This window comes from Krasilnikovia sp. MM14-A1004, assembly GCF_047159485.1.
Lineage (GTDB): Bacteria > Actinomycetota > Actinomycetes > Mycobacteriales > Micromonosporaceae > Actinoplanes.
Genome location: NZ_AP038773.1, coordinates 2,404,853 through 2,425,558 on the forward strand (window position 1 = coordinate 2,404,853; position 20,706 = coordinate 2,425,558).

At 73.4% G+C, this 20,706-nt stretch carries 21 protein-coding genes; all 21 read left to right on the forward strand.

The window, feature by feature from the left end:
• Nucleotides 1-80: 80 nt before the first annotated feature.
• The 21 genes from ACMCNN_RS10995 (at nucleotide 81) to ACMCNN_RS11095 (ending at nucleotide 20,699) form a co-directional block, all read left to right on the forward strand.
• Nucleotides 81-830 (forward strand): hypothetical protein, encoded by a 750-nt coding sequence (locus ACMCNN_RS10995; protein WP_412746076.1) that lies wholly within the window; start codon nucleotides 81-83, stop codon nucleotides 828-830.
• A gap of 139 nt (nucleotides 831-969) precedes the next feature.
• Nucleotides 970-1,332, forward strand: coding sequence for a hypothetical protein (locus ACMCNN_RS11000; RefSeq protein ID WP_412746077.1), 363 nt, complete (start codon nucleotides 970-972; stop codon nucleotides 1,330-1,332).
• A gap of 26 nt (nucleotides 1,333-1,358) precedes the next feature.
• Nucleotides 1,359-1,763 (forward strand): DUF4913 domain-containing protein, encoded by a 405-nt coding sequence (locus ACMCNN_RS11005; protein WP_412746078.1) that lies wholly within the window; start codon nucleotides 1,359-1,361, stop codon nucleotides 1,761-1,763.
• 19 nt (nucleotides 1,764-1,782) lie between these two features.
• On the forward strand, nucleotides 1,783-2,046 hold the full coding sequence (locus tag ACMCNN_RS11010; RefSeq protein ID WP_412746079.1) for a zf-HC2 domain-containing protein: 264 nt from the start codon (nucleotides 1,783-1,785) through the stop codon (nucleotides 2,044-2,046).
• Nucleotides 2,047-2,149: 103 nt separating this feature from the next.
• Nucleotides 2,150-2,911 carry a DUF6668 family protein gene (locus ACMCNN_RS11015; protein ID WP_412746080.1) on the forward strand — a complete coding sequence of 254 codons (762 nt, stop codon included), beginning with the start codon at nucleotides 2,150-2,152 and terminating at the stop codon, nucleotides 2,909-2,911.
• A 30-nt stretch (nucleotides 2,912-2,941) separates the two neighbouring features.
• Complete coding sequence (locus ACMCNN_RS11020; protein WP_412746081.1) at nucleotides 2,942-3,262, forward strand: hypothetical protein; 321 nt, start codon at nucleotides 2,942-2,944, stop codon at nucleotides 3,260-3,262.
• A 12-nt stretch (nucleotides 3,263-3,274) separates the two neighbouring features.
• On the forward strand, nucleotides 3,275-4,768 hold the full coding sequence (locus ACMCNN_RS11025; RefSeq protein ID WP_412746082.1) for an SCO6880 family protein: 1,494 nt from the start codon (nucleotides 3,275-3,277) through the stop codon (nucleotides 4,766-4,768).
• Entirely contained in the window at nucleotides 4,765-6,483 is a 1,719-nt protein-coding gene (locus ACMCNN_RS11030) for an ATP/GTP-binding protein (protein ID WP_412746083.1), read from the forward strand. Before ACMCNN_RS11025 ends, ACMCNN_RS11030 begins: the two co-directional genes overlap by 4 nt.
• Complete coding sequence (locus tag ACMCNN_RS11035) at nucleotides 6,480-8,297, forward strand: type IV secretory system conjugative DNA transfer family protein (RefSeq protein ID WP_412746084.1); 1,818 nt, start codon at nucleotides 6,480-6,482, stop codon at nucleotides 8,295-8,297. Before ACMCNN_RS11030 ends, ACMCNN_RS11035 begins: the two co-directional genes overlap by 4 nt.
• Nucleotides 8,298-8,389: 92 nt before the next feature.
• A complete protein-coding gene (locus ACMCNN_RS11040) occupies nucleotides 8,390-9,160 on the forward strand; it encodes a DUF4142 domain-containing protein (protein WP_412746085.1) in 771 nt (256 codons plus the stop codon).
• A complete protein-coding gene (locus ACMCNN_RS11045) occupies nucleotides 9,157-10,014 on the forward strand; it encodes a ferredoxin (protein ID WP_412746086.1) in 858 nt (285 codons plus the stop codon). Before ACMCNN_RS11040 ends, ACMCNN_RS11045 begins: the two co-directional genes overlap by 4 nt.
• On the forward strand, nucleotides 10,011-11,267 hold the full coding sequence (locus ACMCNN_RS11050; RefSeq protein WP_412746087.1) for an NAD(P)/FAD-dependent oxidoreductase: 1,257 nt from the start codon (nucleotides 10,011-10,013) through the stop codon (nucleotides 11,265-11,267). Before ACMCNN_RS11045 ends, ACMCNN_RS11050 begins: the two co-directional genes overlap by 4 nt.
• Complete coding sequence (locus ACMCNN_RS11055) at nucleotides 11,264-11,701, forward strand: hypothetical protein (protein ID WP_412746088.1); 438 nt, start codon at nucleotides 11,264-11,266, stop codon at nucleotides 11,699-11,701. The genes ACMCNN_RS11050 and ACMCNN_RS11055 overlap by 4 nt, the downstream gene beginning before the upstream one ends.
• Before the next feature lie 16 nt (nucleotides 11,702-11,717).
• Nucleotides 11,718-12,368: a DUF742 domain-containing protein gene (locus ACMCNN_RS11060; RefSeq protein ID WP_412747134.1), complete on the forward strand. Its 651-nt coding sequence runs from the start codon at nucleotides 11,718-11,720 to the stop codon at nucleotides 12,366-12,368.
• A 30-nt stretch (nucleotides 12,369-12,398) separates the two neighbouring features.
• Nucleotides 12,399-14,822, forward strand: coding sequence for a nitrate- and nitrite sensing domain-containing protein (locus ACMCNN_RS11065; protein ID WP_412747135.1), 2,424 nt, complete (start codon nucleotides 12,399-12,401; stop codon nucleotides 14,820-14,822).
• A 5-nt stretch (nucleotides 14,823-14,827) separates the two neighbouring features.
• A complete protein-coding gene (locus ACMCNN_RS11070; RefSeq protein WP_412746089.1) occupies nucleotides 14,828-15,274 on the forward strand; it encodes a roadblock/LC7 domain-containing protein in 447 nt (148 codons plus the stop codon).
• 33 nt (nucleotides 15,275-15,307) lie between these two features.
• Nucleotides 15,308-15,889, forward strand: a complete 582-nt coding sequence (locus ACMCNN_RS11075) for a GTP-binding protein (protein ID WP_412746090.1) — start codon at nucleotides 15,308-15,310, stop codon at nucleotides 15,887-15,889.
• A gap of 26 nt (nucleotides 15,890-15,915) precedes the next feature.
• Entirely contained in the window at nucleotides 15,916-16,293 is a 378-nt protein-coding gene (locus ACMCNN_RS11080) for a thioredoxin family protein (RefSeq protein ID WP_412746091.1), read from the forward strand.
• A 5-nt stretch (nucleotides 16,294-16,298) separates the two neighbouring features.
• On the forward strand, nucleotides 16,299-17,588 hold the full coding sequence (locus tag ACMCNN_RS11085) for a YeeE/YedE family protein (RefSeq protein WP_412746092.1): 1,290 nt from the start codon (nucleotides 16,299-16,301) through the stop codon (nucleotides 17,586-17,588).
• Nucleotides 17,589-17,614: 26 nt separating this feature from the next.
• Nucleotides 17,615-18,037, forward strand: coding sequence for a hypothetical protein (locus ACMCNN_RS11090; RefSeq protein ID WP_412746093.1), 423 nt, complete (start codon nucleotides 17,615-17,617; stop codon nucleotides 18,035-18,037).
• 115 nt (nucleotides 18,038-18,152) lie between these two features.
• Entirely contained in the window at nucleotides 18,153-20,699 is a 2,547-nt protein-coding gene (locus ACMCNN_RS11095; protein WP_412746094.1) for a tetratricopeptide repeat protein, read from the forward strand.
• Nucleotides 20,700-20,706: the final 7 nt, after the last annotated feature.

A 20,706-nucleotide genomic window follows, 5' to 3' on the forward strand; every position in this document is an offset into this window, starting at 1 on the left:
ACGTCCGGTCCGCGTGAACCGGCGCGCCCGCCGCGCCGTTGTGACACCAGCAAGCGTTCCTGCGGATCGGGAGGGCCGGTATGCCAGAGGTGACAGAGGGCCGCGACCAACGGCCGGCCGCGCCACCGCCCACGACCGGCCCGCCCACGACCGGCCCGCCCACGACCGGCCCGGCCACGCCCGGCGCCGGTGCCGCCGCCGAGTCCGGTGCGGCCGCGAGCCGGCCGGTGCCGGTGGAGGAGCGGGCCCGGCAGCTCGCCTCGGCGGCGTGGGAGCACTGGCAGAAGTACGGCTCCTGGGGCACGCAGCAGGGCGCCGCACTGGCCAGCCTCGTCGCGGAGAAGACAGGTGGCAGCGGTTCGAGACCGGTGCAGCTGACGGTGCTGTCGGCGAGCGTGGCCGACGCCCTGGCGAAGTCGATCGACCACCTCGGCAAGAGCGAGTACTTCAGCGCGGCCGTCTACGTCGGCCACGCCGCCAACAACTTCGCCGCCATCTACGACGTGGCCACCGGCAAGGAGAAGAGCGAAGTGCACGGCCTGGTCACCTACGGTCTCGACACGACAAAGAACGTCGTCGACAAGGCGTACGAGTGGTTCACGGAGCGGCGGGCCCAGCAGGAGCGGGCCCGCCGGAGCGCGGACCCCGAGGCGGCGAGCGCATCCACCGAGCTGCAGGCGGTCGCCGCCGCCGGTACCTCGACACGGGCGCCGCGTACGCCGCCGCAGAGCCGTACGGGATCCACGAGCCCGCCGTCCGGCGACGTGCGGCGCCGGCAGACCGCGCCCGTGGCGCCGACGCCCGCGCGTCGCGCGACCGGCGGACGTTAGCGCGCGCACCAGGTGAACGAGGAACAGCCGGCCACCGTGGGAGGAAGAGATGCGCAGGCGTGGTCGACCCCACGGTGATGACAGCGGTACGCGCCAGCCGGCGCCCCCGCGACCGCCCGCGGACCGCGGCCCGGCTGCTGTGTCCGAGGCGGCTGCCGTCCGCGGCCGCCCGCGCGAGGGGCGCGACGGCGCGAGCGCGGACCGGCACGTCCTCGCCGCCCGGCTGCGCAGCGCGCGCAGCGAGCTCGCGCAGCAGCAGGCGCGGTCCCACAAGGAAGAGTTCGACGACAAGGTCACCGCGTACGGCGATCCCGCGAAGGCGGGGGAGTGGCGCGAACGCATGGCGGGCTACCAGTTCCGGGACCGCGCCGCCCACGTGGCCCGGGACGCTCTGACCGCCGCCGCGGCATTGCCGAGCATCCGCCCGGTGGCTCTGTCGGCGACGGCGCGCAACGGCCTGTCGACACGCGCGAAGTCGGCCCGTCGGCAACGGCGCCGCTAGGAATCCATCGACACCAGGGAGAAGTCATGCAGCCCGTTGCGCCGGAGAAGGCCGAGCCGCCCCAACCGTTCTTCATCCTCTACCTCAGCGGCGACGAGTACGCCGACGAGCTGGAGCGGCTCACCTTCTGGGTGGAGCATCTGCTGCTGCCGGTCTACGGCGCCGAGGTGACGTCGCAGTCGCCGTGGTGTCCGCAGTGGCATCAGCACACCGAGGCGATCGGTTACCTGCATGCGCTCTGGCTCGGATGGCAGGCGAAGACCGGTGCGGAGGCCGACGCGATGGGCCCGCTGGAATGGCATCGGGACTGGCTGGGGCCGATCATGGAGGTGCTCCGCAACCCGTCCGGCCCGTTCGCCGGGTGCAAGCCGGGCCAGCACCGGGCGAAGGAGCGGCCGACCGTCGAGCCCGCTGCGGGACCCGTACGATGACCGGTGTGGTTGTGAACCGATGACGGCTGAACTCAACGGCAGCGGGCCGCACGCCGTCCACCTGGTCGGCGCGTACTACATGGACGCGCTCGACGAGCCGCAGGCGGAGGCGGTCCGCAGGCACCTCGATTGCTGCGTGCCCTGCCGGACCGTGGCCGACGAGATGGTGGAGACCATCGCCGCGATGGCCGTGCTGTTCGAGCCGGACGGCGTCCCGCCGGCGGGGGAAGCGGACGCCGACCCGGACCGGGACCTCCCACCGGAGGACACCCCGCCGGACTGACCGGCCACCCTCCAAGAAGTTCGTGAATCCGTGAACCCGGCCCACCGGACACCCGTTGTGCGGTCGACCACGGAGCAGCACGAACGACGGAAGGGGTGTCCCGGTGAGAGCCAACACTGCCTCCTCGCCCGAGCCGGAGGAGGGGCCGGCAGCGGGTGGGATGTCCGCCCGTGGGGCGTACCCGCCGGCGCAGCCCGGCCACGAGTCAGGGGTCGGGGCGGCACCGTGGCCACCCGACGTCTCGGCGGGTGCGCCGCATCCGCCGAGGCATCTGCACAGCCTGCCGACGCCGACCTGGACCCAGCCGACCGCGGCGCTGCCGCCGGTGCTGGCCCGGGCGAGTGTGCCGGCCACCTACGACGCCACGCCGGGAGCCCGGGTCAGCACCCTGCCGCCGCGCGAACCCCAGCACCGGCAACAGGGCACGCCCGGGTGGGCGGCGCAGGGCATCTGCTGGGTCGCCGCGCACGGTGGTGCGGGCGCCACCACGCTGGCCGCGGCCGTCGGCGGCGTCGACGTCGGCTGCCGGTGGCCCGACCCGAATGACGAACCGGCCCGCGTCCTGCTGGTGGCCCGGACGAACGCGGGTGGCATGCGCGCGGCGTCACAGGCCCTCAACGCCATCCGGGAGGGCCGGCACCCCGCCGGCATGGCGATCACCGGGCTGGTGCTCGTCGCGGACGCGCCGGGGCGCCTGCCGCGGGACCTGGTCCGCCGGATCAAGGTGCTGCGGGCCTGCGTACCGGTGTGGCGGGTGCCGTGGGTGCCGCAGTGGCGCCTGGGCAAGCAGTCCGAGCGGCTGCCGTCGCAGGTGGTCAAGCTGGGCGCGCTCATCCCGTCGCTGCAGCGCGCCGAGCTGCGCTGAAGCCTTCAGATAACCGGAGGAGAAATGTCGATGTCCTATCACAGCGTGCTGGCGCGCCTCGTGCCCGCCGACGTGCCGCAGCCCACCTCGGGCGGATCCGCCCCCGGCCCGCTGGTCACCTACGTCACGACCGCGCTGAACCTGGTCGCCTGGGCCGGTACCGCGGCCGGGGTGGTCGGGGTCCTGGTCACCGGCGCGATGATGGCCATCTCCCACAAGCGCGGTGAGAGTTCGGAACACATGAGCCGGCTCGGCATGGTGCTGGGCGGCTGCATCCTCGTCGCCACGGCCGGGCCGATCGTCAGCTGGTTCTTCGGCGGCGGCGGCACCGGCGGCGCACCCACCAAGTAATCCGGGAGAGTCATGACCACGGACACGTACAAGACCCCGACGTACGGCAACTGGCGGCGGCCCCGCAAGGCCGGGCTGGGTCCACTGGGGCTCATCGGCACGGTCGGCACGTTCGGCGGACTGGTCGTGACCCTGCTCGCCTCGATGATCTCGCTGCGGGCCGCCATCATCGTGGCCGTACCGATCGCGATCGGCGTGGCGCCGCTGGCGATCCGTACGCAGGACGGCCGCAACGTCTACAACATGGCGGGGCTGCGGGTGAGCTGGCTGCGCCGCAAGTCCAAGCGGCAGCACGTCTACGCATCGGGGCCGCTGTCCGCCCGGCCGGGTGGCCGGTTCCGGCCACCGGGCATGCTCAGCGACGTCACCATGCTGGAGGGCCGCGACCCGTACGACCGCCCCTTCGGCGTCCTGCACCACAAGCACCGCAACCTGTTCACTGTCGTGATCAGCTGCGAGCCGGACGGCGGGTCGCTCGTCGACTCCGACCAGGTGGACATCTGGGTCGCCATGTGGGGTGAGTGGCTGTCCCGGCTGGCGCACGAGCCCGGCCTGCGCGGCGCGTCGGTGGTCGTGGAGACCGCACCGGACCCGGGCACGCGGCTGGCCACCGAGGTACTCACCCGGATCTCCCCGGACGCCCCGCCGGCCGCGCGGGCCGTGATGGAGGAGGTCGTCGCCGGCTATCCGGACGCGTCGTCCGAGATGAACACGTACATCACGCTGACGTACGCCCCGGTGGGCGGCAGCCGGCGCGACAAGGAGGAAATGCTCACCGATCTCGCGCTGCGGCTGCACGGCGTACTCAACGGTCTGGTCTCCGCCGGAGGCGGCTCCGCGGAGCCGCTGTCGGCCGAGCGCATCGCCGAGGTGGTCCGGGTCGCCTACGACCCGGCGGTCTCCTCCGACGTGCTGGACGTGCGCGCCCAGCAGGGCGAAACCGGCCTGGAGTGGTCCGACGCCGGACCGGCCGCCACCGTGGAGACGGTCACCAGCTACCAGCACGATTCCGGCGTCTCCCGCAGCTGGCTGCTGACCATGGCGCCGCGCGGTACGGTCCGCGCCGGCATCCTGCGCAGCCTGCTCGGCCCGGTGTCCGGGATCCGCCGCAAGCGGGTGGCGCTGATCTACCGCCCGATCGACCCGGCCACCTCGGCCCGGCTGGTCGAGGCGGACCGGCGGGCGGCGCAGTTCATGGCGAACTCGACCCGCGGCCTGGTCCGCGCCCGAGCGGTCTCGGAGGTGCAGGCCGCCGAGCAGACCGCCGCCGAGGAGGCCACCGGTGCCGGTCTCGTCGAGTTCTCCGCGGTGGTGACGCTGACTGTCGACTCGCTGGCCGAGGTCGCCGAGGCCAACACGACGATGCGCAACCTGCTCGGCGCGACCCGGATCTCCATGCGGCCGGCCGACCGGATGCAGGCGGCCGCGTTCACCTGCGCGTTGCCCGTCGGACTGCTGCCGTGGGAGCAGACGATGGTGCCGCACCAGCTCAAGGAGGCACTGTGACCCTGCGGGTGCACGACCCCGGTTCGGGTTTCGCCAAGGGCGCCTCGGGCCCCACCACCGCGCTGCACGGCCTGGTCGTCCCGCCCGAAGCGGAACAGGAGCGGGAACTCGACGAGACAGGCAGGCCGCGGGCCCGGAAGAAGGCACGCAAACAGCAGGCGCGGGCGCTGCTCGTGGAGAACCGGAGCATGCAACGGCTGGCCGACGCCGACCGCGACGACAGCGTCCCGCACCGCGGCTCCGCCGCCCTCGGCGGCGGCCGGGTGGCGACCCTGGACCCGCCCACCATGTGGCGGGCGACCACGGTGCAGGCGTGCGGGCTGTGGCCGTTCGCCTCCGGGTCCGGCGCCCCGATGACCGGCGTGCCGCTCGGCCAGCACCTCAGCACCGGCGCGACGGTGTGCGGCGATCCGCTCAACTGGTTCACCCGCGCCCGCTACATCTCCAACCCGTCGCTGTTCATGCTCGGCATGCCGGGTCTGGGCAAGTCGACGCTGATCAACCGGATGCTGATCGGGCTCGCCGCGCAGGGCGTCGTGCCGCTGGTCCTCGGCGACCTCAAGCCCGACTACGCGGACACCGTACGGGCCCTGGGCGGGCAGGTCATCTCGATCGGCCGGGGGATGGGCGGCCTGAACGTCCTCGACCCGGGGGCGATGGGCGCGGCGGCCGCCCGGATCGGCGGGCGGGCCGGGGAGGCTCTGGCCGCGGAGACCCACGGGCGGGTGCTGAACATGGTGGCGGCACTGCTCACCATCGTGCGGGGCGCGCCGATCAGCGACCACGAGCAGTCGGTGCTGTCGGCCTGCCTGCGGCACCTGCGCGAACGTACGGCCGAGGGCGGCACCTTCTACCTGCCCGACCTGCTGCGCGTCCTGGAGGAGGGGCCGCCCCGCGTCCGGCAGGTCACGCTGGACCGTGGCCAGGAGGCGCGGTACCGCGACGCCGTCGACCCCCTGCACCGGTCCCTGCTCGGCATCCTGGACGGTCCGCTGGGCGACACGTTCGCCTCCGAGACCTCCACGCACGTCGACCCCGACGCGACCGCCGTCTGCATCGACATCTCCCGCATCGGCGAGGCCGACGGCCAGCTCACCGCGGCGGCCATGCTCGCGGCCTGGTCCGACGGGCTCGGTACGGCGGCCGCCTCGCACGCCCTGGCCGACGCGGGACTGGCGCCCCGGCGGTGGTTCTTCACCATCCTGGACGAGCTGTGGCGCCCGATGCGGGCCGCGTCCGGCATCGTCGACCGCATCGACGCGCTGACCCGGCTGAACCGGTCCCTCGGTCTCGCCGACGCGAAGATCACGCACACCCTGAAGGACGCCGAGGCGCTGGGCACCGAGGCCGACAAGGCCAAGGCACGGGGCTTCGTCGAGCGCGCCGGCATGGTCGCCTGCGCGGGCCTGCCCCGCGCCGAGATGGAGGAACTGGGCAAGGTGGTGGGGCTGTCCCGCCGCGAGATCGAACTGGTCTCGTCCTGGTCCTCGCCGCCCGGCTGGGCGCAGAACGGCGCCAACGAGGAGCCGCCCGGCCGCGGCCGCTTCCTGATCAAGGTCGGCGGACGGCCCGGCGTCCCGATCCGGGTGGCGATCACGGACACCGAACGCCACCTGCACGACACCAACACCCGCTGGGTGTCGAACGGCTACAGCGAACGGGTGGCCGAGGAACGGGCCGCGCACCGGGCCGCGCTGACCGCGGGCGACGGATGAGTTCCGAAGCGGGCGGGCGCGGCGTCGGCGGCGAGTATCTGCCCTGGATCATCCCCGGGTTCGCGCTGCTCAACCTGGTCGTCTTCGGCGTGCTGTGGCTCGGCGGCACGATCGGCGCCGCGGTCACCGGGCACGGCTGGCACCCGCCGCCGTTCGCGGGCCGGGTCTACCTCGCCCTGATCGTCGGCGCCCCGCAACGGGTGTGGCCGGGCGCCTCCCCGTGGGCGGTCTACGGCACGGCGGTCGTGCTGCTCCTGCTGGTCGTGCCGCCCGTGGTGCTGCTGGCGCGGCGGATGTACCGCCGGGCCGGGCGTACCAGGGGGCTGGCCCGGCGCAGCGAGCTGCACGGCATGACCCCGCAGGGCATCGGGGCCCGCGCACGCGACCTGCGCCCGTCACTCAAGGGCGTCAAGCGGCTGCACCCCGACGACACCGGCAATCTGCTCGGCGACCTGGACCCGGCCGGGCCGGAACTGCGCTCGTCCTTCGAGGACGTGGAACTCGATCTGATGGCGCCGCGCGCCGGCAAGTCCACCGGCATCGCCATCCCGCGACTGTTGCGGGCCCGCGGCTGCGTGCTGCTCACCTCGAACAAGTCCGACGTCTTCACCGTCACCCGGCAGGAACGCGCGAAGGTCGGGCGGGTCTGGACGTTCGACCCGCAGGGCATCGCGCACGCCCCGCGCGAGATGTGGTGGGACATGCTGGCCGACTGCGACACCATCGAGGGCGCCCGAAGGCTGTCCGGGCATTTCGTCAGCTCTGTCAACGACGACGCGTCCAAGAAGGACTTCTGGATCTCGGCGGCGCAGAACACGCTGACCGCGCTGTTCCTCGCCGCGGCCCGCGGCGGTGCGCCGGTCACCGACCTGCTGGCCTGGCTCGCCGACCCCGCCGACCGGACCCCGATCGACCTGCTGCGGCAGGTCGGCATGCCGGCCATGGCCGAGCAACTGCAGGGCACCGTACGCGGTGCCGTCGAGACGCGCGACGGCATCTACGAGACCGCCCGGCAGTGCGTGGCGTGCCTGCTCGACCCCGGCATCCTCGCCTGGGTGACCCCGGACCACCGGCTCCCGCAGTTCCTGCCCGAGCAGCACGTCCTCGGCCGCGACACCCTGTTCCTGCTGTCCAAGGACGGCGGCGGCTCGGCGGCCGGCGTGATCGCGGGCCTGGCCGACGCCACGATGCGCGCCGGTGTGGTCGCCGCGGAACGGATGGGCGGCCGGCTCGACCCGCCGATGACCGCCGTGCTGGACGAGGCCGCCAACGTGTGCCGCATCTCCGACCTGCCCGACCTCTACAGCCACCTCGGCTCGCGCGGCATCAACGTGGTCACCCTCCTGCAGAGCTACCGCCAGGGCGTACGGGTCTGGGGCGAGCCGGGGATGGACGCGCTGTGGAGCGCCGCCACCGTCAAGCTGCTCGGTGCCGGGCTCGACGACGCCGACTTCGTCGACAAGATCGCCCGGCTGGTCGGCCAGCACGACGTCCGGACGGCCAGCTACTCCCGCAGCCGGGACGGGTCGTCACGGTCCATCTCGTACCGCCAGGAGCAGGTGCTGCCGGCGGACAAGATCCGCGCGCTGCCCAAGGGCACGGCGCTGCTGCTGGCCACCGGCGTCCGGCCCGCGCTGATCCGGCTCCGCCCCTGGTACCGGGAGCCCGACGCCGGGCCGATCTCCGCCGCGGCGAAGCAGGAGGTCCAGGCGATCACCGAACGGGCGGCGGCCAGCTGGGAGAACCGGCATCGCTGGCCGCGGCAGGTCGCGGCGGGCCCGCCCGGGACCGTGCCTCCCGTGGACGGTCTCTGAACGAAAATCCCCGCGCCGGACGGTGAACCACACCCCGCTTGGATCCGTCGCAGGGACGGCAACATCTCCTCCGGACAGGACGGTGCGCGGCGATGAGCAGCAACGACACCCGGCGGCGCGCGGCGTGGCTGGCGACCGCGGCGACGCTGGCGACCTCGGCGACCCTGGGCGCGGTACTGGCCGGTGGACCGGCGAGCGCCGCCGGAAACGACATCGATCCGCTGCGCGGCGACCTCGACACCACCGACCACGCCACCGAGTGGGGCCCGCTCTCCCAGTACGACCGCAACCTGCTGATCAACGTCGCGTGGGCGAACCTCTGGGAGGGCCCGACCAGCGCACGGATCGCCGAGCGTTCGATGAACGCGCAGGTCCGCGCGGTGGCGGCGCAACTGGGCCGGGAGCACCACGAGCTGGACGCGGCGGTGACGCAGACCGCGGCCCAGCTCGGCGTCACCCTGCCGACCCAGCCGAACCCGCTGCAGCGGGCCTGGGAACGAGACATCCTCGGCCGGTCCGGAGCGGACGCCGACACGGTCTGGGCCAACCTCACCCGGCAGGCCCACGGCAGCATCTTCCCGCTCGTCGCGCAGGTGCGGGCACACACCCGCAACGACGTGATGCGCGCGTTCGCCCAGCGCGCCGACGAGATCGTCCTGCGCCACATGACGCTGCTGGAGAGCACCGCGCTGGTCCGCTCCGACTCGCTCTACGTACCCGCCACCGCCGCCGCGCAGTTCCAGCCGGTGCCGAGCCGTCGCGAATGGGTAGAGGGCGCCGCGGTCGGGCTGCTGGTCCTGCTGGCCAGCGTCGCCGCGGTGCGGGTGCTGACCCGGTACGAGCGCCGGGCGGCCGCACAGTGACCACCCACCACGTCGTGGTGCTGGCCGGGGGCATCGACCCGCACGACAGCGGCGTACGCCAGGTCGCCGCGTTCGCGGCCCGCCTCGGCTACCTGTTCATGTGCCTCACGCTCTGCTGGGGCATCCTGACCGCCACCGGCTGGGTGCGCCGGGCCAGCGGCCACCAGGCGCTGCGCAGCGGGCACATGATGCTGGCGTCGGCGACCGTCGCGTTCGTCGCGCTGCACGCCGTCGGGCTCGCCCTGCTCGACGAGCGGGTGCTGCACGGCATCGACCTGGTCGTCCCGTTCCTCAACGGCAGCGTGCGCCACGCGCTGGGGATCATCTCGCTCGACCTGATGCTCGTCCTGGTGGCCACGGCGAGCCTGCACCGGTGGGTGCGCTACCGCAGCTGGCTGCGCTTCCACCAGCTCGCCTACGTGGCGTTCGCGCTGGGCGTGGTGCATGCCTGGCTGGGCGCCTGGGCCAACAGCTCGTTCGAGATCTACTGGCTGGCCGGCATCACGGCCACCGTGCCGGTGCTCGTCCTCGGCGCGTTGCGGGTGCTGCCCGCGCGGCTGTTGGCCGGGCTCGGCCTGATCGACGCGGCGGCCCCCGCCGTACGGCTGCGGCACCGCTCGGCGCCGCTGGAGATCAGCGTGGACAACCAGCGCTGCCACCGGTACGGCTTCTGCCAGGCCGAGGCGCCCGACGTGTTCCGGCTGCGCGAGGACGGCCGCCTGCAGTACCGCGGGCAGCCCGAGGTGACGCTCAACGCCGCCGTCCGTTCCGCGGTCCGCGCCTGCCCGATGCGCGCCATCCAGCTCAAGGAGTCCCGCAGGCGCGGCTCCGCAGCCCGGGGAGGGAACGGATGAACCGGATCGTGGTGGTCGGTACGGGAATGGCGGGCCTGCGCGCCGCGGAGCGCCTCCGCGAGCTCGCGTACCCCGGCGAGGTCGTCGTCCTCGGCGCCGAGGAGACCATGCCCTATCACCGGCCGGCCCTGAGCAAGCACGCGCTGACCGCCGGCCTGAACGCCGCCGACCTGGCCGTGGAGATCCCCGACGACCTGGACGTGATCTGGCGCCTCGGCACGCCGGTGACCCGCCTCGACACCGCCCGCCACGTCCTGCACCTGCCCGGCGGGGAGGAACTCGGCTACGACGGGCTGATCATCGCGACCGGTGTGGAGGCCCGCCGGGTCAACGGCATCCCGAGCGGCCATCCACGGATCACCACCCTGCGTACCCCCGCCGACGTGCGGCGCCTGCAGCGGGCCCTGAACGGCAACCGGCTGCCGACCCTGGTGCTGGGCACCGGATTCGTCGGCTGCGAGCTCGCGGGAAGCCTGCGCCACACCGGCCGCGAGGTGATGGTGGTCGGACGTTCGGCGTACGTGATGCGCCAGCTCGGCCGCGAACTGAGCCGCGAGCTGACCGACCTGCACCGCCGCAACGGCGTCGAACTGCACCTCGGCACCGACGTCCAGGACGTGCGGGTGGGCCGGCGCAGCGTGACGGTACGGCTGGCGGACGGCACCCGCGCCGAGTTCGCGGCGGTGGTCGTCGCGACCGGCTCGGTACCCGGCGTCTCGTGGCTGCGGGACTCCGGCGTACCGCTGGACAACGGCGTGGTCTGCGACCCGTCCTGCCACGTCGCGGGCCTCGACGACGTCGTCGCGGCCGGTGACGTGGCGCGCTGGCCGAACCTGCACTTCGACCGGGAGGCCCGCCGCGTCGAGCACTGGACCAACGCCATCGGGATGGGCCGGGCCGCCGCGGAGAGCCTGCTGGCCGGGCGCGACCGGGCCCGGCCGTTCACGCCGGTGCCGCGGATCTGGTCCGAGCAGCACGGCGTCCGCATCCAGGCGGTCGGCGTGGTTCATCCGGACGACGAGCAGATCCCGCTGCACCCGGCGGTCCCGGCCGGCGGGACGATCACCGGCTTCGTCCGCGACGGCCGGCTCACCGGCGTCGTCGGACTGGACAGCTCGGCGGCCGTGCTCGCCTACGGCGAGGAACTGGGCCGGCAGGATCCCACCCCGGCCCGCCGGGCCGCTCCCGCGCGGGGCCCGCGCCGCCGACTGTCCTTCCAGGACGCCGTCCGGGCGAGCGGACCGGGCCGATGAGGTACGCCCTGGCCGTCGTGATCCTGCTCGCCGCGCTGGGCACGGCGGCCGTCCTCACCGGCGGCGGCCCGGCCGGCGGCCCGGCGCCGGTGCGGATCGTCCGGGCGCCGGCCACCGCCGGTACGGCCACCTCGGCCGCTCCCTCCGCGGATCCCGGCCGCGGCGACATGGTCGGGTTCACCCTCGTCGGTGGGCGCCTCTACCTGGTGACGGCTCGTACTCCCGCGGCTGCCGCCGCGGTGCGGCAGGGCGACGAGCCGGCCTTCGCCTGCGCCGCGGACGGCCCCGCCGACGCACCGTACGAGGCCTGGCCGCTGCACAACGCGGGCGGCGGCGGGTCGCTGCCCGACCTGTCGCGGGACGGGGAACTGCTGACCGCCCCGCGCGGCGGCCCGGCGCTGTCCTGCTCGCTGCACGCTGACGACCATCAATGACGGATCGGGAGTGGAGATGACCTCGGACGACAGCACCGGCACCGCAGGGGGCCGCCCTGGCGGTGTCCGCTTCGACGGATGGACCGACTACCGCGAGTGGGCGGCCCGCGACTTCCGCAGCCGCGGCCCCGGCGAGGAGGCCGGCACGAGCGCGTCGAACGTCTTCGTGGTCGAGGTGCTCACCCACCTCGCGCCCATCACCCTGCCGGAGATGCCCGGCCTGGAACGGGCGCCCGAGCGATGCCGGATCGGCCCGGACCGGTCCGCGTCGGACTGCCGCGACGAGGACCTGGTCGACGTGCGCCTGGAGATCGACGTGGAGGCGGCGCTGATCCGCCCGTACGTGCGGGCCGGCGGCCGGGTCGAGACCGCGCACCCGTTGCAGATCGAGAGCCTGTTGAGCTCGACGGGCGTGCACCACCACTGGGCGGGGGAGCCGGATCTCGACGACGACGAGATCCAGCTCTGCGAGAACTGCATGTCCCCGCAGTCGGTCGCGGAGCTGGCGGTGGCCCTGCACGCGCCGGTCGGTCTGGTGAAGGTGCTGATCGGCGACGCGATCGACAGGGGCCTGCTGATGATGCACAAGTCCGCCACCACGGGCGCGGGGCGGCCACCGGTGGCGCTGCTCAAGCGGGTCCACGCCAGCCTGGCGAATCTCGCCTGACATCGGGAACGGGAGACAGACGTGGCCGCCATGCCGTCGCCGTTGCGGCGCCTGTGGGCGTCGACGGGCTGGCCGGACTGGGCGAACCCGGCCCGTACGCTGGCCGTGCTGGTGGTGCCGGTGCTCGTCGCGATCGTGGCGGGGTCCGGGGCGGTCCGGCAGGCCGCCGCGCAGGACGCCGCCGCGCGGGAGGATGCCAGGCTCGCCGACGCCGCTGCGCGGCTCAGCGAGACGCTCGCCGCCGTACAACGCGAGCGGGCCGCGGTGGCGCACGGTACGCCGGGGGTGTCGCAGGCGCGCCGGCTCACCGATGCGAGCTTCGCCCGGCTGGCCAGCGAGCAGCACGTGCGGGCCGGCGGCGTCGCACTGGCGGACGCGGCCGACAGGCAGATGACCCGGCTGGTCGCGGCGCGCGAGGTGGCGGCGCCGTCGCGGGCGGTCGCGGACTATTCCACGATCACCACCGGACTGTACGGCCTGCTGGCCGCGCTGCCCGGGACGGCCCGCGACGCGCGGCTGTCCCAGCAGCTGACCGGCGTGACCCTGCTGGCACGCGCGGGGGAGGATCTCGACCTCGCCCGGATCCTGATCGGCAGCGGATCGCCGGATGCCGGGCCGGCGCTCGCCCGGTACACCGGCGGGATCGCACAGTTCCGGACGCTGGCCCCCGCCGACGCGGCCGCCCTGTACGCGGCGTCCGGGCCGGGCGCCGCCGGGTCCACCCTCGACCGGCTCAGCAACGCGCTCCTGGCGGCCGCGCCGCCGCGGTCCACCGGTGGCGTGCAGGCCTGGCAGGACGCGGTGCCGCCGGTGCTGTCGGGGCTGGACCGGGCGGCCGGCCGGATCCTCGACGATGCGGGGACCGCCGCGCACCGCCGCGCCACCGCGGCCGCCGCCGACCGGCGCGACCGCACCGTCGCCCTGGGCCTCGCCGCCCTGCTCAGCGTCGCGATCGGGGCACTGCTGACGACGCAGGCCCGCCGGTCGGCCCGGCACCTGCGCGTAGCCACCACGGACCTCGCCCACCAGCACCTGCCCACCAACCTGGGGCAGCTGCGCGACGGCCGGGCGGTCGAGGCCGGACCGGCCCTGCTGCCCGCGATGCCGCGCGAGTTCCGCGGCGTCGCCGCCGCGTTCGACGCGATCAGCCGCGAGGCGGTGCAGTCGGCTGTCGCGCAGCGCGCGATGCGCGCCGGATACGCCGAGGTGTTCACCAACATGTTCCGGCGCAGCCAGACGCTGGTGCAGCGGCAGCTCCTGCTCATGGAACGGCTGGAGAGCCGCGAGCAGGCACCGGAACAGCTGGCCCTGCTCTTCCAGCTGGACCACCTCATCGCCCGGATGCGGCGCAACAACGAGAACGTGCTGATCCTGTCCGGCACCGAGCTGGTGCGGGTGCCGGCGAAGCCGACGTCGGTCGGCGCCATCATCCAGGCCGCCATGTCGGAGGTGGAGAACTACCGCCGCGTCGACGTGGTCGATCCGCCCCGCGCGAAGGTCACCGACTCGGCGGCCGGTGACCTCATCCGGTTGCTGGCGGAGCTCATCGACAACGCGACGTCGTTCTCGCCGCCGGAGACCCGTGTCGCCGTGCAGGCGCAGACGCTGCGTGACGGCAGCCTGTCGATCGCTGTCGTCGACGAGGGCATCGGGATGTCCGACGCCGAGGTGCTGGAGGCGAACACGCAACTCACCCGGCTCGGCTCGACCGAGCTGGCCCGGTCGAAGCGGGTCGGTCTGCTGGTCGCGGGGCGGCTCGCCGGCCGGCACGGCTTCGGCGTCGAACTGCTCGGTGGCGACCAGTTCACCGGCGTCACCGCCGTGGTGAGCGTCCCCGCCGACCTGGTGGTCGACGCGGAACGGCCGGGCTGGGCGGATCGCCGGCTGGCCCTGGAGGCGGCCGCCAAGCGGCGCAAGCACAAGACCGCCGAACGGCAACCCACTGCCGGCCCGGCCGGGACACGGACCCCGGAGGAACTCGTCGAGGCGGCGCACGCAGACGTCCCGACGGACCTGCCGACCCGCGTACCGAACCGGGTGATCGGCCGCAGCGCGGACCGGACCGCGCGGGTGGCGTCCGGGTGGTTCGCCGCCCGGCGGACCGCAGGCGAGGCGCGCAGCGTGACGTCCGGCGTGGACGAGCCCGAGGCGGGCGACGGCTGGTCGGTGCTGACCGACCTGCGCCGCCCCCGCGAGTACGCGTACACCGACGACGGCCTGCCCATCCGGGAGGCGGGCTCGCACCTGCTGCCGGGCAACGCCCGCCCCGCCCCCGGTACGGCCGGGGAACCCGCGCGCCGCGACCCGTCGCGGGCCCGGCTGCGCCTGTCGAGCTTCCAGCGTGGCGTACGCAGAGCCAAGGGCGGCGACGGCGGCGCGCCGCGGCTCCGCTCGGCCTGGAAATCCCTGACCGCCGACTCGACCGCCGGTGACCCCCGCCCAGAAACGGAGTGACGAACATGGAATCAGCGCTGGCCCGCAAGAACGAATACAGCTGGCTCATCAACGACTTCGCCGAGCGGGTGCCGGGCGTCGCCCACGTGGTCGCCGTCTCGGCCGACGGCCTCCTGCTGGCCGCCTCGAACGCACTGCCCGGCGACCGGGCCGACCAGCTCGCGGCGGTCGCCTGCGGGCTGGTCAGCCTCACCGACGGCGCCGCGCAGTGCTTCGACGCGGGCCGGGTCAACGAGACGATCGTGGAGATGGACGGCGGCACGATGCTGCTGATGTCCATCAGCGACGGCTCGTGCATGGCCGCGCTGACCGACCCCGCCGAGGACATCGGTCAGATCGCGTACGAGATGGCGCTGCTCGTCGACCGGGTCGGCCGGATGCTGACGCCGGTCGCCCGCGACGACAACACGCTGCGCGCGAAGGTGGCGGCCAACCGCGCCGCCGACCACTGACGAGGGGGCGACAAGGTGAGTGAGGATTCCCCGATGGCGCCGTCGACCGTGACGTCGGTCAAGATCGTCGTCGCCGGCAGCTTCGGCGTGGGCAAGACGACCTTCGTCGGTGCCGTCTCCGACATCCGGCCGCTGACCACCGAGGCGATCATGACGGCGGCCAGCATCGACGTCGACGACATCGACCGCATCCCGTTGAAGGAGACCACCACGGTCGCGATGGACTTCGGCCGGGTGGAGCTGGACGACGACCTGCTGCTGTACCTGTTCGGCACGCCCGGGCAGGAGCGCTTCTGGTTCATGTGGGACAGCCTGGTCCGCGGGTGCATCGGCGCGGTGGTCCTGGTCGACACGCGGCGGCTCGCCGAGTCGTTCACGTCGATCGACTTCTTCGACAACCGGCAGATCCCGTACGTCGTGGTGGTCAACACGTTCGACGGCATCCTGCACCACTCGCTCGACAGCGTCCGTACGGCGATGGCGATCGACCCGGCCGTACCGATCCTGAGCTGCGACGCCCGCCGGCGCGGTGAGGTGACGCAGGTGCTGCTGCGGATGCTGGAATTCGCGATCTCGCAGTCGGAAGAGGTGAGCACCGAGCCGTCGCTCGCGTGACGCCGGTGCCGATCTGAGGGGATGCCATGGCACGCAACGACACACCGCGGCTGCTCAAGCTGGACCGCGCCGGCCTTCAGGACGCGCTGTCGCGGGACCTGCTCATCGTCGTCTTCTTCGCCGAATGGTGCTCGCCCTGCCGCGAGTTCCGCGAGACGCTGGCGGCCAGCGCCGACGCCAACCCCGACCTCACCTACTCACTCGTCGACATCGAACGCCAGCCGAAGCTGGCCGCGATGTTCGGGGTCGAGTCGGTGCCGAAGATCGTGGTGCTGCGCGCGGGAGCCATCGTCTTCTCGCATGCCGGTGCACTGGTCGGCGAGGTGCTGGAGGACGTGATCGGCCAGGTCCGGGCACTGGACGTCGACGCGCTGCGCCGCCGCGCCGCGACCTCGGCGGAGTGACCCGGATGCACCTTCCCACCATCGAGGTCCTCGACTCGGGCGTACGGGTGCGCCAGGCCACCCGGATCACCGCGCCGGTCTCCTGCGCACCGCCCCCGGTCGACCCGCAGGCGCCGGTACGCCGCGCTGCGCTGAGCACCGCTCTGCTCCTGACGGTGGCCGGGACCGCCGCCGTGACGTACGCGTACGGCCCGCGCTCGGGCGGGCTGCTGGCCACCGGGCTGGCCCTCGGGTTCGCCCTCTTCCACTCCCGTTTCGGCTTCACCTCGGGCTGGCAGCAGCTCGTCGCAGTCGGCAACGGGCAGGGCCTGCGCGCCCAACTGGTCCTCTTCGCCACGGCGGCCACCGCGGTCATGGCGGTCGCCGCGGCCCGGTTCGCGGTGTTCGATCCGGCGCCGCAGCCGCAGGCGGCCCGCATCGGCGTCACCCTGGTCGCCGGATCCGCCCTGTTCGGCTTCGGCATGCAGCTGGGCGGGTCGTGCGCGAGCGGCACCCTGTACGCGGTCGGCGCCGGCCAGTCGTCGATCGTGCTGACCCTGGCCGGCTTCCTGGCCGGGAGCCTCGTCTGCACCCGGGCGAGCCCGCTGCTGTCCGCGCTGCCGTCGGTGCCGGGTGTCCTGCTGGCCGACGAGGTGGGTTGGGGTGGCGCGTGGCTGATCACGATGGCGGCGCTGCTGCTCATCGCGGCGACGAGCTGGTGGATCCAGCGCCGCCGGGTGCCGCCGCCGGTCGCGCCCACGCCGACCGCGCACGGACCGCTGCGCCTGCTCCGCGGTGCGTGGCCGATGACCGCCGGCGCGGTGGTGCTCGGCGTGCTGGCCGGGTTGCTGTTCCTGATGACCGGCCGCCGGTGGTCGGTGGCCAACGGGTACGCGCTGTGGGCCGCCAAGCTCGGCGAGCACGCCGGACTGCAGCCACACACGTGGCCGTTCTGGCAGCGCCCCGAGAACGCGCACGCGCTGAGCGGTCCGCTGCTGACCGACCAGTCCAGCCTCACGAACTTCGGCATCATGGCCGGTGCGGCGGTCGCCGCCCTCGCCGCGGGCGCCTGGCAGTTGCACAGCAGCATCGCCTGGCGTACGGCCGCCGCGGCCACCCTCGGCGGTGTGCTGATGGGCTTCGGCGCCCGGATGTCCGGCGGCTGCAACATCGGTGCGCTGCTGGGCGGCATCTCGCTCGGCGACCTCAGCGGATGGATCTGGGGCTGCGGTGCGCTCGCCGGCACCTGGCTCGGCATCAAGGCCCGGCCCGCCTTCGGCCTGCACACCCCCCGACCGGACAGCAGTGTCTGCTGACCGTCCGGACAACCGCTCTCGTGGACATGAGGAGGACGCTTCATGAGCACCGCCGCCCGCAAGCCCGGCCGCCTGATGGGCGGCTCACGCCCGCGCAGGGTGATGACGGTGGTGGGCACCCGGCCGGAGATCGAAGATCGACGCCAGTACGGTGCTGCACCGCCTCGACCTGGAGCCCGGCGGTCCTGCTGCGCGACTCGACCGAACGGCCCGAGGCGCTGGAGACCGGATCGATCGTCCTGTCCGGCCTGGCCGCCGAGGAGGTGCTCGCGGCGATCGACGTCGCGACCCGGACCGGTCCGGGCCGCTGTCCCGTGGACTACGAGGTCACTGACATGTCACTGCGCGTGGTCAACGCCGTGCTGTCCGCGGCGAGCAGGCACCACGAGTGGGCCGGCATCCGCCGGCCGGTCCCGGCCGCGGGGGAGGGGGGACCGCCCTGGCGTTGATTCCGATATGTCCAATTGACCAGCAATAACCGATTGCTCCAGCACCGGTGGCGACGTGGGGCGGCCTTGATACTGTCAGGCTTCCTTCGAGAAAGACGTCGAAGCTGGTGGGAGCGTGGACGGGTTGTCGGCCGGAGACTTCGCGGGGTTGCCCGATCCGGGCCGGGCGTCGACGCTCGACGAGCTGTCCGCGTGTCTGCGGGCACTCAAGGTGTGGGCGGGTAACCGGTCATATGAGGCGATCACCGCGCGGGTGAACGCCGGACGTCTGGAAGCGGAGTTCGTCGGCAAGACGACGGTGGTGGACTGCTTCCGGCCGGGCCGGCGCCGGATGGACACCGATCTCGTGGTCGCCGTGGTCGAGGTACTGCACCCGGACCAGGGCTATGTTCACCAATGGCGGCAGGCGCTGCGCGTGGTCACCGGCCAGGCCAAAGCAGCCACCCAGGTCCGGGTGCAGGACGCCCTGCCGCAGGACCTGCCGGAGTTCGCCGGTCGCCGCCCCGACATCGACGCCGTACGGCAGTTCGTGCAGGACCGCGTACGGGAGAGCCCGACGGTGGTGATCTCCGCGTTCGAGGGCATGGCCGGCGTCGGCAAGACCAAACTCGCCATCCACCTGGCCCATGTCCTGGCCGGTGAGCGCGACTTCGACCGGGTGATGTTCGTGAATCTGCGCGGGTTCCATCACGACCCGGCGCAGCCACCGGCGGATCCGGCAGCCGTGCTGGACGGGTTCCTTCGCCTGCTGGGAGTGCCCGGCCAGCAGATCCCCCACCGGCTGCACGAGCGGGTGAGCCTCTACCGGAGGCGATTGGCCGGCACCCGGTGCCTGATCGTGCTGGACAACGCGGCGGACGCGGAACAGGTCGGGCCGCTGCTGCCCGTCTCGGCCGGGTGCGTCACGCTGGTGACCAGCCGCCGCAGCCTGTCCGGGCTGGACACGGTGCGGCGCTACCCGGTGGACGTGTTCACGCGGACCGAGGCGGTGCAGTACCTCGCCACCGCCGCACCCGACATCCCGGTCGGCGACGACCCCGACGCCGCGGCGCGCATCGCCCACCGATGCGGATACCTCCCGCTCGCCCTGGCCCTGGTCGCCGGGCAGTTGCACGCCAAGCCCGGCTGGACGCTCACCGACCACGCCGACCGGCTCGACGAACTCCACCAGGGTCGGCGGCTGGACTCCGCTGTCGAACTCGCCTTCGACGTGTCCTACCGCGGCCTGCCGGTCGAGGAAGGGCGCCTGCTGCGCCTGCTCGCCCAGCACCCCGGGCAGGACTTCGACGGGTACGCGGCGGCCGCCGCCACCGGCACCGACATCGCCACGGCACAGTCGCGCCTGCACCGGCTCTGCACAGAGCATCTGCTGCAGTCGACCGGACCCGGGCGATACACGCTGCACGACCTGCTGCGGGCGTTCGCCGCCACCCGGGCGGCCGACGAGGACCGGCTGACCGACCGGAACGCGGCACTGACCCGGCTGTTCGACTACTACCGGGCCACCGCGACCGCCGCCGCGAACCATCTCGAACCGGCTGCCGCCCCGCTTCCGCCGCAGGGACCGACGGAGGTCGTGCTGCCCGAACTGAGCGACGCCCTGCGGTGGCTCGACGCGGAACGCGCCAACCTCATCGCCGTCTCACGGTTCGCGGCCGAGCAGGACTGGCCCGCACACGCCATCGACCTGAGCACCATCCTGCGCCGCTACCTGGTGGGGTTCGGCACGCATCTCGAAGCGTTGAACGTGCATCTGCAGGCGGCCGAGGCGGCGGAACGCATCGACGACGACTCCGGCCAGGCCAAGGCGACTCTGAACGCCGCGGGCGTATACCTGCATCAGGGGTTGCAGCCGGAGGCGCTGGAAACGGCCGAGCACGCGCTGCAGCTGTTCCGGAAGATCGACGACCAGTACATGCAGGCCGCGGCGCTCAACACACTCGGGATCGCCGAGCGGCACGGAGGCCACTACCAGGAGGCGATCAGCCACTTCCTGGAGTCGGTGGACCTGCAGAAACGACTGGGCATCAGTACCTGGCAGGGCACACCCCTGACCAACCTCGGCGTCGTCGAGTTCCGGATGGGCCGGTACGAGGCCGCCATCCAGCACTACCGCGAGGCCCTGTGCCTCATCCGGGAGCAGGACGACCGCATCACCGAACTGAACCTGCTGAGCCTGCTCGGCGAAGTGGAGCTGGCCCTGGGCCGGTACGACGAGGCGGACCGGCGCCTCACCCGGGTGCTCGACGCCGCCCGCGAACTCCAGTACGAGTACATCGAGGGCAGCGTCCTGATCACCGTCGGCCGCCTGCACGTCGAACGCGGCGACCTGGAGAGGGCCGGCACGGCGTTGCGGGACGCGCTCGCCATCTGCCGCAGGATCGGCGACCGGCACAACGAGGCCGGCGCCCACAACTCCCTCGGCGAGTTGGCCCGCGCACTCGGCCGATTCGACGAGGCCGTCCTGGAACACACGACGGCACTGACGGTGGCCGTCGAGGTGGACGAACAGGCCCGTGCGCACGCCGGACTGGGCCGGGCCCGGCACGCCCTCGGCGACGGGGACGAGGCCCGTCGGCGCTACCGCACGGCGTACGACATCTGGGTCCGGCTGAACCCGGCGAAGGCGGACCAGGTCGCGGCGCTGCTGGCAGCTCTGTGACGAGCCG